Annotated in this window: 12 protein-coding genes; 10 read left to right on the forward strand and 2 right to left on the reverse strand. The window is 62.9% G+C overall.

What is annotated here, in order from left to right:
- The first annotated feature begins 3 nt into the window (after positions 1 to 3).
- The 9 genes from B4E36_RS04340 (at position 4) to B4E36_RS04380 (ending at position 9,288) form a co-directional block, all read left to right on the forward strand.
- Positions 4 to 1,032 carry an ABC transporter substrate-binding protein gene (locus B4E36_RS04340; RefSeq protein WP_345900026.1) on the forward strand — a complete coding sequence of 343 codons (1,029 nt, stop codon included), beginning with the start codon at positions 4 to 6 and terminating at the stop codon, positions 1,030 to 1,032.
- Between the two features lie 9 nt (positions 1,033 to 1,041).
- Entirely contained in the window at positions 1,042 to 2,109 is a 1,068-nt protein-coding gene (locus B4E36_RS04345) for a FecCD family ABC transporter permease (RefSeq protein ID WP_292058640.1), read from the forward strand.
- Positions 2,103 to 2,858 (forward strand): ABC transporter ATP-binding protein, encoded by a 756-nt coding sequence (locus B4E36_RS04350; RefSeq protein WP_292058642.1) that lies wholly within the window; start codon positions 2,103 to 2,105, stop codon positions 2,856 to 2,858. The genes B4E36_RS04345 and B4E36_RS04350 overlap by 7 nt, the downstream gene beginning before the upstream one ends.
- A 688-nt stretch (positions 2,859 to 3,546) precedes the next feature.
- Positions 3,547 to 4,803 carry an ABC transporter substrate-binding protein gene (locus tag B4E36_RS04355; protein ID WP_292058644.1) on the forward strand — a complete coding sequence of 419 codons (1,257 nt, stop codon included), beginning with the start codon at positions 3,547 to 3,549 and terminating at the stop codon, positions 4,801 to 4,803.
- Positions 4,804 to 4,905: 102 nt separating this feature from the next.
- The gene (locus B4E36_RS04360) at positions 4,906 to 5,775 is read left to right on the forward strand and encodes a carbohydrate ABC transporter permease (RefSeq protein ID WP_292058646.1); all 870 of its coding nucleotides are present in this window, start codon (positions 4,906 to 4,908) and stop codon (positions 5,773 to 5,775) included.
- Positions 5,765 to 6,574, forward strand: a complete 810-nt coding sequence (locus B4E36_RS04365; protein WP_292058647.1) for a carbohydrate ABC transporter permease — start codon at positions 5,765 to 5,767, stop codon at positions 6,572 to 6,574. Before B4E36_RS04360 ends, B4E36_RS04365 begins: the two co-directional genes overlap by 11 nt.
- Before the next feature lie 26 nt (positions 6,575 to 6,600).
- Positions 6,601 to 7,353 carry a glycerophosphodiester phosphodiesterase family protein gene (locus B4E36_RS04370; protein ID WP_292058648.1) on the forward strand — a complete coding sequence of 251 codons (753 nt, stop codon included), beginning with the start codon at positions 6,601 to 6,603 and terminating at the stop codon, positions 7,351 to 7,353.
- A complete protein-coding gene (locus B4E36_RS04375; protein ID WP_292058649.1) occupies positions 7,350 to 8,390 on the forward strand; it encodes an ABC transporter ATP-binding protein in 1,041 nt (346 codons plus the stop codon). The genes B4E36_RS04370 and B4E36_RS04375 overlap by 4 nt, the downstream gene beginning before the upstream one ends.
- Before the next feature lie 13 nt (positions 8,391 to 8,403).
- Positions 8,404 to 9,288 carry a MurR/RpiR family transcriptional regulator gene (locus B4E36_RS04380; protein ID WP_292058650.1) on the forward strand — a complete coding sequence of 295 codons (885 nt, stop codon included), beginning with the start codon at positions 8,404 to 8,406 and terminating at the stop codon, positions 9,286 to 9,288.
- 291 nt (positions 9,289 to 9,579) lie between these two features.
- Here B4E36_RS04380 and B4E36_RS04385 read toward each other — a convergent pair whose 3' ends face one another.
- A complete protein-coding gene (locus tag B4E36_RS04385; RefSeq protein WP_292058663.1) occupies positions 9,580 to 11,013 on the reverse strand; it encodes an alkaline phosphatase D family protein in 1,434 nt (477 codons plus the stop codon).
- 183 nt (positions 11,014 to 11,196) lie between these two features.
- Here B4E36_RS04385 and B4E36_RS04390 point away from each other — a divergent pair, with 183 nt between their 5' ends.
- Positions 11,197 to 11,988, forward strand: a complete 792-nt coding sequence (locus B4E36_RS04390) for a tellurite resistance TerB family protein (protein ID WP_292058651.1) — start codon at positions 11,197 to 11,199, stop codon at positions 11,986 to 11,988.
- 92 nt (positions 11,989 to 12,080) lie between these two features.
- Here B4E36_RS04390 and B4E36_RS04395 read toward each other — a convergent pair.
- The coding region (locus B4E36_RS04395; protein ID WP_345900025.1) for a type II toxin-antitoxin system death-on-curing family toxin at positions 12,081 to 12,396 on the reverse strand (316 nt) is incomplete at its 5' end.

Genomic DNA, 12,396 nt, shown 5'->3' on the forward strand with positions numbered 1-12,396 from the left:
GCGGTGAGCTTCGATGCACCGGTCGAGCGCGTGATCCTCGGCGAAGGCCGGATGATCTACGGGCTGGCGCCGATCGAGAAGGAAAACCCCTTCGCCAAGGTCGTCGGATGGCGCAATGACATGTATATGAATGACAAGGGCGGCTATTCCGCCTATGTCGCGAAATTTCCCGAGGCCGCCGAAATACCCTTCCTGGGCCGTCTTTCCAATGGCACGCTTTCGATCGAGACCGTTGTCGATCTTGATGCCGACGTGCTGCTTCTGCCGATCGGCGACAGGGAAGCCGCGGATGAAATCGGGCTTGAGGCGACACTGGCGGAAACCGGCACGAAGATCGTCTATATCGATTTCCGCGAGCATATTCTGAAGAATACCGAACCGAGCCTCGAAGTGCTCGGCAAGCTCTTTGGACATGAGGAGCGCGCCGAGGCCGTCGCCGATTACTGGAACGCGCAGATGGCGCGGGTCACGGACACGCTGGAAGCGGCGCAACCGGAGGAGCCTGACGTCTTCATGTACCGCGCCGCCGGTCTGGTGGAGTGCTGCGGAACCTTCGGCCCGGACAATTTCGGTCTCATGGTCGACTGGGCCGGCGGCCACAATATCGGCTCTGATTTCCTGCCGGGCTATACCGGATCCATCAATGCCGAACAGGTTCTGGCATCCAATCCCGATGTGATCGTCATCACCGGCGCCAACTGGTCCAATACGGAGGATGCCAGCGGCTTCGTCAATGTCGGCCCGGGTTCCGCGTCCGCCGCAGAGGAAAACAGCGCGGTGTTGCAGACGCTGATGGAGCATCCGGCCTTTACCGGGTCCAAGGCGGTGGCGAACGACGATGTTCATGCGATCTGGCATCAGTTCTATACGAGCCCATACCAGTTCGTTGCCGTGCAGCAGCTTGCCAAATGGTTCCACCCCGAGCTTTTTGCCGATCTCGATCCGGACGCGACATTTGCGGAGTTCCACGAGAAATTCCTGCCGATCGATTACCAGCCGGGCTACTGGGCTGACATCAAGCCGGCGCAGTAGGCCGAAATCATGGATGCTTCGATAGACATGATCGAGGCTGAAGCCGGGGGGGCGCGATATCGCGCCCTTGCCCGGCGCAAGCTGCTGATCCTCTTCGGACTTTCGGCGCTTCTTTTCCTGTCCTTTGCGATCGACCTCGCCTGGGGGCCAGCGCGCTACGAGCTTGGCGAGGTGCTGAGAGCGATCTTCAGCCCGTCATCCGTCTCCGTGCAGGTTCGTACCGTGGTCTGGGATATTCGCATGCCCGTCGCCGTCATGGCGATTGTGGTGGGCGCCGCCCTCTCCCTCTCGGGTGCGCAGATGCAGACCATCCTCGCCAATCCGCTGGCGAGCCCGTTCACGCTGGGCATTTCCGCCGCCGCAAGCTTTGGCGCCGCGCTTGGCATCGTCACCAGTATTTCGCTCGTCCCCGTCGCCGCCGGCATGCTTGTTCCCGTCAACGCCTTCATCGTGGCGCTGGCCGCAACGCTCTTCATCCACTTCGTCTCGCAACTGCGCGGGGTGACGGTGCAGACCGTGGTGCTGCTCGGCATCGCTCTCGTGTTTTCGTTCAATGCGCTTCTGGCATTCCTGCAATATCTCGCCTCCGAACAGGCGCTTTCCGCCGTCGTGTTCTGGACCATGGGCAGCCTGACCAAGGCGACGTGGCCGAAGATCTGGGTGACGCTTGCGGTCCTGGTGCTCGCCGTGCCGCTTTTCGCCCGCAACGCCTGGGCGCTGACCGCAATCAGGCTGGGCGAGGACAAGGCCGCAAGCTTCGGGATCAATGTCCGTCGCATCCGGCTCGAAACCATGCTGATCATCTCGCTGCTGGCGGCCATACCCGTCAGCTTCGTCGGCACGATCGGCTTTGTCGGTCTGGTCGGTCCGCACATCGCCCGCATGATCCTCGGCGAGGATCAGCGGTTCTTCCTGCCGGGCTCCCTCCTCTCCGGCGCTCTGCTTATGTCCGTGACCTCGATCGTTTCGAAATCCATCATTCCAGGAGTTGTTTTTCCGATCGGGATCATCACCGCCCTTGTCGGCGTTCCCTTCTTCTTCTCACTCATCATCTCCAACAGGAGCCGCTCATGGTAGCCCTGCAGCTTCAATCGGTCGGCGCCTATCACGGCCGAAAGCTCTTCGTTGAAGATGTAACGACGCCGCCGATGAGGGCTGGAGAACTGGTTGCGGTCATCGGGCCGAACGCGGCCGGGAAATCGACCCTGTTCAAACGCATCACCGGCATTCTGAAGGGCCCGGGCGAAGTGCGCGTCGAGGGCTCCAGAGCAAAGAATGCCATCAGCTACATGCCGCAGGACACATCGGCGAATGCCGTGCTGACGGTCTACGAATCGATCCTTCTTGCCCGCAAGCAGGGCAAGTCCTGGTCGGTGAGCGACGAAGACACCAGGCTGATCGACGAGATCATGCGGGCGCTCAACATCGTGTCGATCGCCTTCCGCGATCTCGGCGCGCTTTCGGGCGGGCAGCGGCAGCTCGTGTCGATCGCGCAGGCGCTGTCGCGCGAACCGGACATCATGCTGATGGACGAGCCGACAAGCGCCCTCGACCTTCATCGGCAGGTCGAGGTGCTGGATTTCATGCGCAGGCAGGCGCAGACCCGGGGCATGATCGTCCTGATCGCGATCCATGACCTCAACCAGGCTCTGCGCTTTGCCGACAAGGTCATCGTGATTGAGAATGGCCGCATGCGGGCCTGCGGAACGCCCCGCGACGTCGTCACCGTCGAAATGCTCCGCGCCGTCTACCGGATCGAAGCCCGCATCGAGAAATGTTCCATGGACCATGACCATGTGATTGTCGATGGAACGTCAATTGCCTGAACGACAAGGGAGGGCCTGACCAGCCTGCAAGGGCAGGAGCCGGTTAGCGGCATGCCTTAGGAAGATCGTCGTGCACTCGTCGGCTGACAACGCTGCTATGAAGGAATCTCAACCTTCGACCTCACAAAGGCCAAGGGGATCAATACGCCGACGCTCTACTCCCTATTCGGCTCAAAGCAGGGGCTGAGTGAACGCAACCGCTTCTGGGCATTTTTACCGCAGGATTGGCTGTCGGTCCGCATGCATGATCTTGTCGCCTCTGGCTGACGAATAGTCACCTGCTGCTGCGCGCAATCGGGCTCTAGTGAGGCCCAAGAGGCTTGATCGCAGCTGGTGAAGGGTGACCTCGACATGGCTTCGGACAGCTGGCGGAACGCGCCTTCTGGCACCGCGTGGTTTTCGTGGTCATAGGCTTTGGCGCTGACAGAAGAGCAAGCTGCGCAACGCGGGCGGCCACGGGCTTGCGGACCTAGAGGATCGCACCTGCCTCTGGCCTGGCAGAAGGATTCTCCGCACATAACCGGAGACCCAACCCGGAGAATGCCTCGCCCCCTTGAGCGCCGACGATGCGAAGCCGGGAGCCAGGCTTGTTATCAAAGCTTCATCTCCCATTCATGGGACTGTCGTCATGGAGGAATAATTGCAGGAAGCCATCACACTGCAATTATGATTGCAAAGGATCATCTCCATGAACAGACTTTCCGCATGCCTTCTTGCCGGCGCCCTCACCCTAACGGCATCCGCTGCCTTCGCCGCAGAAACCACCGTCGAATTCTGGCACAGCTTCGCCGATGACCGCGAAAACGGCAAAGCGCTCGCCGAGATCATCGACAACTTCGAAGCAGCCAATCCCGATATCACCATCGATGCCCAGTTCATCGGCAATTACAACGACATTGTCGCCAAGCTCCAGGCGGCCATTCCGGCTCGCCGCGCGCCTGACGCGGTGATCATGGAAGTCACCCGCTACGGCTTGTTCGCCGACCGTGGCGTTCTCGAGGACCTTACCGAACAGCTCGCCAACGATCCGCTTTCAGGCGACCTGTTCAACTTCGCCCGCGAGGTCGGCGTCTATCAGGACAAGAACTACATCATCCCGTTCAACTCCTCGACGCCGGTTCTCTACGTCAACAAGGACGTTTTCGAGAAGGCCGGCTACGCCGAGCTGCCGGCGCTCGTCACCTATGACGACATCAAGTCCGCCGCGTCGAAGATCACCGATAGTCTGGGTGGTGAAGATGTCATGGGCATGACGTCTCCGGGCCAGTTCGCCCGCTGGGGCCTGATCATGTCGAACGACAGCGACCTGATCGATTCCAGGTCCGGCGACATTCTGATCGACAGCCCCAACACGGTCGAAGCCTATGAATGGATGGCCTCGCTGGTGAAGGATGGCGTCGCCTCGCCCGATGGCGTCACCGACGAGTCCAGCGACAAGCAGGTCTTCCTCTCCGGCCACGCCGGCATGATGATGAACTCGACCGGCGACTACGGCGACGTCAACAAGGCGCTTGGCGACAGCGTCGTCGTGCTGCCCATGCCGTGCAACAAGGTCTGCTCGGTTCCGATCGGCGGCGCCGGCGTCGGCATCCTGTCCTCCGCCGATGAGGATGTGAAGGATGCGGCCTACAAGTTCATCTCGTTTGCGGCTAACCCGGAATCGAACGCGATCTGGTTTGCCGCGACCGGCTACATGCCGATCAACAAGAAGACCGCTGACCAGCCACGAGCGGCCGAAGCGATCGCCAACGAAGAGGGCATCACGGTTGCCATCGACCAGCTCGACTTCGCCCGCGGCCGCCCGCGCCCGCCGGTCGTCACCTGGATGCGCGCCAACGAATACGATGTCTGGCAGGCCATGGCGCTCGGCACCAAGGACGTGCAGCCGGCACTCGACGACTTTGCCGCCCGCACCCGCGAAGAGGCCGACCGCCTCGCCAAATAGGCGCTGAAATCAGCACAGACGCAAAGGCCCGCGCGCCGCTCCGGCGCGCGGGCCAAGCCGCCAACAGCCTGCCGGCAACCCCGGCAGCACAGGAAGCCGCCCATGCTGCGCAAGCTGACACCCTATCTCTTCGTTCTGCCGCTGATGCTGTTCATCGCGGTGTTTACCTATATCCCGATCGTCACCAGCGTCGATCTCAGTTTCCGCCAGTGGGACTTCATGTCGGCCGACAAGCCCTTTGTCGGCTTCGACAACTACCGGGTCTTGTTCCGCTCGGATGCGTTCTGGAATTCGCTGTGGGTGACGACCGTCTTCGCCGTCATATCCGTGCCAATCCGTCTCGGCCTGGCGCTCTGGTTTGCGAGCGCGCTCACCCGCGAGACGTTTGCCCGGCGCATCCTGCGCGGCGCCCTGTTCCTGCCGTCGGTGACCTCGACGGTCTCCATCGCGGTGGTGTTCTCCTGGGTGTTTGCCACCGATTTCGGGATGATGAACGGCCTTCTCGGCATGGTCGGCATCGACAAGGTGCGGTGGATGCAGAACCCGGACCTCGCGCTCGGCGTGTTGATCTTCATCAACACCTGGAAGCAGCTTGGCTATGACGTCGTCATCTATATTGCCGGGCTTCAGGCGATCCCGCAGGAGCTCTACGACGCCGCCGCCGTCGACGGCGGCAAGAAGGCGCACGTGTTCCGCCGGGTTACCTTTCCGCTCGTCATGCCGACCACCTATTTCCTGCTGGTCATTTCGGTGATCGAGGCGTTCCAGGTGTTCACGCTGGTCGACGTCATGACCAAGGGCGGGCCGGCGGGCGCTACCGACCTTCTCGTCAACCGGCTCTACCAGATCGGCTTCACCCTCTTCGATATCGGCCAGGGCTCGGCGCTCGCCGTGTTGCTGTTCATTCTGCTGGTGGGGCTTGCCGTGTTCAAATCGCGCGTGCTTGGACGGAGGGTTCACTATGAAGCCTGACAATCCCATCCTCTCCGGCCTCGCCCTTGTTGCCGGCCTGCTGTTCCTGTCGCCGGTGCTCTATTCAATCTGGATGTCGTTCCAGACCTCGACGGCCTACTATACCGGCACGGTGCATTTCACCCTCATCAACTACGAGGTCGCCGTCGGCCAGTACAATTTCGCCCGCTATCTGTTCAACAGCATCATCGTTTCCGGCGCGGTCACCGTCATCGGCACGGCCTTCGCCACCATGGCGGCCTTCGCCTTTGCCCGCTTCACCTTTCCGGGCAACAACCTGCTGTTCGCCGCGACGGTGGCGACGCTGATGATCCCCAGCCATATCAGCCTCATCCCGAACTACCTGACGCTTGCCGATGCCGGGCTGCTGGACACCTATGCCGGGCTGATCCTGCCGGCGATCTCGAATGGCTTCGCCGCTTTCTTCCTACGGCAATATATCCGCGGCATCCCGAAGGCGCTCGATGAGGCCGCCTATATGGATGGCGCGACGCCCATGAAGGTGCTGTGGCGCGTGATCGTGCCGATCGCCAAGCCCGCCATCCTTTCGATGGGGCTCTACATCTTCATCGGCGAGTGGAACAACTATATCTGGCCGCTGGTCGCCACCAGCCGCGAGAACCTCTACACCCTGCAGGTCGGCCTCGCCCATCTCTACCGCCTCAACCCCGGCGAGGGGCTGATCGACTGGCCGCTGGTGATGGCCGCCTCCACCATCTCGCTCCTGCCGGTGATCCTCGGCTTCGTCCTCGTCGAGCGACACCTGATCCGCGGCATCACCATGGGCGCCGTGAAATAATCATGACCATGACTGGAAAGACCACAGTGACACGCATTGCATCCCATCGCGGCGGTACGCTCGAGTTCGGCGACAGCACCTGGGCGGGTTTCACCGCGACCGCGGCCATGGCCGTCGACGAGGTCGAGTTCGACCTGCACCCGACCGCCGACGGCCGCATCATCGTCCATCATGACGCGACCCTCGACCGCACCACCGACACCTCCGGCGTGATTGCGGCGATGACGGCCGCCGCAGTGCGCGCCGCGATCGTCGACCACGCCGGCGCCGGCTTCCGCCATCCGCTCTACGTCGAGGAGCTCTGCGCCATCTTCGCCGAAAGCCCGGTCGCCTTCCGCTGCGAGATCAAGCCCGGCCATGACGGACGGCCCTATCCGGGTTTCGTGCCGAAGGCCGTTGCAGCGCTCGATGCCGGTGGAAAGCTTGCCACCGCGACCTTCTCCTCCTTCCTGCTCGACACGCTGACGGACCTTGCCGACGCGACCGACCGGCCGGCGCTGTGGCTGGTCTCGCCCCCTCTCCTCACCCAGCTCGGTCCGCGCGGCGTGATCGAAATCGCCCGGCTGCGCGGCATCGCCGAAATCGGCGTCCATATCGATACCGCCAGCGCCGCGCTGAAGGCGATGGTGGAAGAGGCCGGCCTCGGCTTCGGCTGCTGGGCCGCACACACCCGTCCGCAGATCGAAAAGGCCTTCGATCTCGGCGTCAAGGTGTTCACCACCGACCGCCCAACCCTTGCCCTTTCCATCCGTAATGCCCGCCAGGAGACGAGACCATGAGCCGCATTACACTGAAAAACATCCGCAAATCCTATGACCGGGGCCCGACCGTACTGCACGGCGTGTCGATGGATATCGCCCCCGGCGAATTCATCGTCATCGTCGGCCCCTCCGGCTGCGGCAAGTCGACACTGCTGCGCCTGATCGCGGGGCTTGAGACCTGCCGCGAGGGCGACATCATCCTCGACGGCAAGCGTTCCAACGACATCGCCCCGCAGGACCGCGACATCGCGATGATCTTCCAGAACTACGCGCTCTATCCGCACATGACGGTGCGGGAAAACATCGCCTTCGGCCTGGAACTGCGCGGCATGCCGAAGAAGGCGCGCAATGCCAGGGCCGAGGAGGTGGCTCGCACGCTGCAGCTCGAGCCCTATCTTGACCGCAAGCCCGCGGCCCTTTCCGGCGGCCAGCGCCAGCGCGTCGCCATGGGCCGGGCAATCGCCCGCGAGACATCGACCTTCCTGATGGACGAACCGCTATCGAACCTCGACAACGCGCTGCGCGTCGTCATGCGCCGCGAGATCAAGGAACTGCACAAGACGCTGAAGGCCACCATCATCTACGTTACCCACGACCAGACCGAGGCGCTGTCGCTTGCCGACCGGATCGCCGTGATGAAGGACGGTCACCTGCAGCAGTTCGACACGCCCGAGGCGATCTACGACCGGCCGGCGAACCGCTTTGTCGCCTCCTTCATCGGCGCACCGGAGATGAACTTCCTCGAAGCCGCCGAGCTGAAGAGCGCCGGCGTCCCGTCGGACCTGACCATCGGCCTGCGTTCAGACGCGCTGACGCTGGTCGGCGCGAAACCCGCAGGCACCGCGCTTCCCGCCAGCGTCACCCTGAGCGAAATGACGGGCTCGGACGTCGTGCTCCATTGCGAGACGCCGGCCGGCCGGGTTACGCTGACCGCCCACCGCAGCGCGCTTCCCGCCAATCTCGATGATTGCTGGATCGCCTGCGACATGAAGGCCGCGCATTTCTTCGACAGCGAGACCGGCGCGCGCCGTGAATTCGCCGTTCAGGAAGGCTGATATCGGGCAGGACATGGACAGAGCAGACGATATTCCCCAACACCTGAGCGAACTCGTGGCGCTCAATGCAGAGCGGCTGACGGCGGCCGATACACGGCTCCTCGATGTGCTGATGCAAAACCCGATGCGGGCCGCGCTTGAAAACGGCCGCGAGATTTCAAACCGCGCCGGGCTTCACCCCTCCTCCGCCGTCCGCCTCGCGCGCCGACTCGGCTTCGAAGGGTATCCCGAGTTCCGCACCTTCCTGCAAAACAGCCTGGTCGACGAGGGCGAGGATTTCGACAATGGCGCCGCCCGCGTCGCCGCCCGGCTGCTGCGCGCCGATGAGGGCGCGCTGGTCTCCTCTGTCATCGACAGCGAGATTGCCGCCCTCGAGACCGCCCGCAAGGCGGTCAATGACGGCCAGATCCGGCGATTCTCCCAAGCCGTGCGCGACTGCCGACGCGTGTTTGTCGTCGGCCTCGGCCATTTCGGTGCGCTTGCGCACCTGGTGAACCTCCGCCTCAACCGCTCGGGCTACAATGCGAGCGACCTGACCGCGACGCCGAACCTGATGCGCGAAACGCTGATGACCATGTCGGACAGCGACGTGCTTTGGCTGTTCGCCTTCCGCAGTCCGCCGCCGCTGATGCACGATATCCGCTCCGTGGCGGCAGACCGGCGCGCGACCACGCTCGCGATCACCGATGTCGCAGGCGGCCGGTTCAACCCGCCGCCGGACCACCACATCACAGTCTCGCGCGGAGCGCTCGGCCAGTCTCAGTCGCTCGTCGTGCCGATGACAATCGCCAATACCGTAATTCTCGACCTCGCCGCGATCGACAACGGCCGGTCGATCAAGGCCATCGAACAGTTCGACCGCTTCCGCGAGGAAGGCCCGCCATTCAGTTGGGGGTGAAGATTGCGCGAGCAGAGCTCTTAACTCCCGGCTTTAGATCCCATCCGGTGGATCGGCCAGCGTGCACGGCCGAGACCGGAATCCAATAAGGGATCGACATTCCCAGTCGATTTACATACGTGCCGCAACAATCTCTGTATGGGATGCAAGCTCCTTATGCTTGCCCTACGACAATTATATCAACTACAACAGCCGGCGACCCAGCGATGGCCTCGGCAACCACAGGTGGCTTCCATCGCCGCGGCGGTCCAGAGCAGTATATCGATCATTGCCGATCCCGATGGGTGCGGTTCAGAGTTGGAGCGCCGGCGTCGCTCCGGATACTTCCAGCTCCCACCACGCGCGCCAGGTGCTGTCTTGTCGCTCGAGGACGAGATAGTTGCGCTCGGCCACATAGCGGGCGCGCTGGCCGGGCAGACATGCGACGCGGATCGGATGGCCGGGAAGCGGGTTCTCGCCAAGCCAGGACAACGCGCCCAGAACGCGCGCCCATGCTTTCGGCGGGGCACGATGCGCGATCCCCGAGGCCACCAGCTGATGCAGATGCAGGCCGTTGCCGATATCCATGACCGCCCGGGTGGCAAGGTGGATTTCCCCCGAGATGGCGGTCACATTGTGCTGATCCTTCAGGGCCATATCGCGAACCAGCAACAGCATGCGCCGCCATTCCTCGCGATGCGCGCGGCTTTGCCACTGGTCGCGCAGGTCGTCTTCATACTTCTGCATGCGCGGGACCGCCATCATGCCGGCCTCGAGCAAGGACAAACGCGGCCCCAGCAGCGGGACACTGGACATAAGGATCGTCTGCCCCGGCAGGTCCCGCTCCGCTTCCGCCTCCATCATTGCCCAGCCACCCGGCCCCATGATATCGCGCCGCGTACGCTCCGATCGCAAATCTGGCGCGATGATGCGCAGGCCGGGCATGTGAATGCTCCACCCCATATGCGCGCCCGACCGATCCGCAAAGCGCGCCGGAAGATCATCTTCCGTGGCCGCTTGCTGAAACAGCAGAAAGCTTTCCCTTGCGGCCGCAAACAAGGTCTGGCCGACGGGAGAATAGGTGCGGGAGCGACGTAACGATCCCCAGCCATCGCAGATGTCGTGATCGTCCCATTGCATCAGCGAGGGCACGCGCGCGGCCAGCCACGCCAGCTCCGGCGCGTCATAGAGCGCGGCATATCGCTCAAAAAAGCGTTCGCGCAGATAGTGGCCGAGATCGGCAAGCGCGGCGCGCGAGGGGTCGCGCGGCAGCGTGTCGGGCCAATCCGCGCTCAACGCATGGCCTTCGGTGACTTCGTCGGCATAGACCTGGTCGCCGCCATGAAGCATGAGGGCGAAGGGCCGGCTCCGGTGCGCCTCGCGCAGGCGGCTCCACATGGCGTTGCGCTCTGAACCTTCGCGCGCCATGTCGCCCACTTCTTCTCCGTTGCAGGAGACATAGGCCAGGCGAAAATCGCCGGTCAGGTCGCCAGCGACCCGGTAGGTTTCGCCGTTCCAGTCGTATTCCGACGATCGGTCGGCGGGTAGGGAAAACCGCGCGCGCCAGACAGTGGCATTTTCGAAATGCGCGAGGCTGACGGCGTGCACATCCCCCGTCGCAAGCCTGATCGGCCACGGCTGGTCGTCTTTCGACGTGATGAACAGGGCCGAAAGGCACATGTGGCCGTTCTCGATGTCATCAAGGTACAGAACGGGACCGATAGGGGCTGCGATGTGAATGGCCATTTCCACGCGATATTGTTGCGGATACGAAGTCGAAATCCTGAAACATGAATTCAAGGCCGCTTTCGGGCCTGCCGAAGACAGTGCTGCGAAACCGCGATTTCCACGCCGCCTGGCCCGGCAGCTTCGCATCTTGCGAAGACACTTGCCAGCACTTACCTCCACTCCGAGAAACAGGAGCTTTTCATGAACCCGCAAAAACTACTCGAACAGTTTCTTGGCCCCGACGCCGCTGCAAAGCTGGGAAGCGGGTATCATGGCGCGCAAGGAACGCAGCAAGCTCAGGGCGGCAATGGCATTGGCGGGTTGATCAGCGGCGCCTTGGGCGGTCGCGGCACTCAGCAGTCGGGAAAAGGCGGTGGTATCGGCGTGCCGGGCGGCGCGCTCGGTGGCCTCGCGGCGGGCGGGCTGTTGGGCGTGATGCTTGGCAACAAGAAGATGCGCAAGATGGCCGGAGGAGCGCTTGGTTATGGCGGCGCGGCCGTGCTTGGCGCCCTGGCGCATCGGGCATACCAGAACTGGCAGGCTGGACAGGAGGCCGACCAGGCGCCGGTCGCGACCGCCACGGACGTGCCGCAGGAGGGTTCGCGCTTTGCGCCCTCGCTCGGAGCCGACAACAAGCCTTTCGCCCTGGCGCTCATCCGCTCGATGATTGCTGCCGCGAATGCCGATGGCCATATCGGAGCCGACGAACAAAAGCAGATATTCGAGGCGGCCAACGGTTCTGATCTCGATGCCGACGACAAGGCGTTCATCTTCGATGCCATGCAAAACCCATTGTCACCCGACCAGATTGCGGCCCTGGCCGCGGACCAGGAACAGGCGGCAGAACTGTACCTTGCCGCGCGCGTGGCGATTGATCCCGATCATCCGGATGAAAAAGCCTTCCTGCAAAAACTGTCGCAGTCCTTGCGGCTGCCGATTGCTCTTGCCAATCATCTCGACGCCCAGGTCGCGCAGAACCTCGAGACCAGATAGCGCCGTCCGAGCTCCTCTGCGCGCAACCTGAGAACGCCCTTGGGCGGAGCAAATTGCTTCGCCCAAGGTTCCTGCAATAACGTCATTTCCCGTCAAGCTTCGACCAGCCGATCCCTAAACCAGCGCGCGAGTTCGTCTTCCCCAATCACGCCGCCAGCCACACCTTCCATCAACTGAATTGCATCGACGGGCTGGAAGCGAAGCCGGTATCCGTTATCGGCAAGGAAAAGACGCGCCGCGATCCAGGCCGTGCGCTTGTTGCCATCCATGAAACCATGGTTCTTGGCAAGACCAAACGCATAGGCTGCGGCAAGGTCTGACGCGTCCGGGGCTCCATATGCAGCCAGATTCCGCGGACGGGCCAAGGCGCTTTCTATCCCGTCGGCGTTTCGGATGCCCTCGGAGCCG

The sequence above is a fragment of the Martelella sp. UBA3392 genome (genome assembly GCF_002358775.1).
Taxonomy (GTDB): Bacteria; Pseudomonadota; Alphaproteobacteria; order Rhizobiales; family Rhizobiaceae; genus Martelella; species Martelella mediterranea.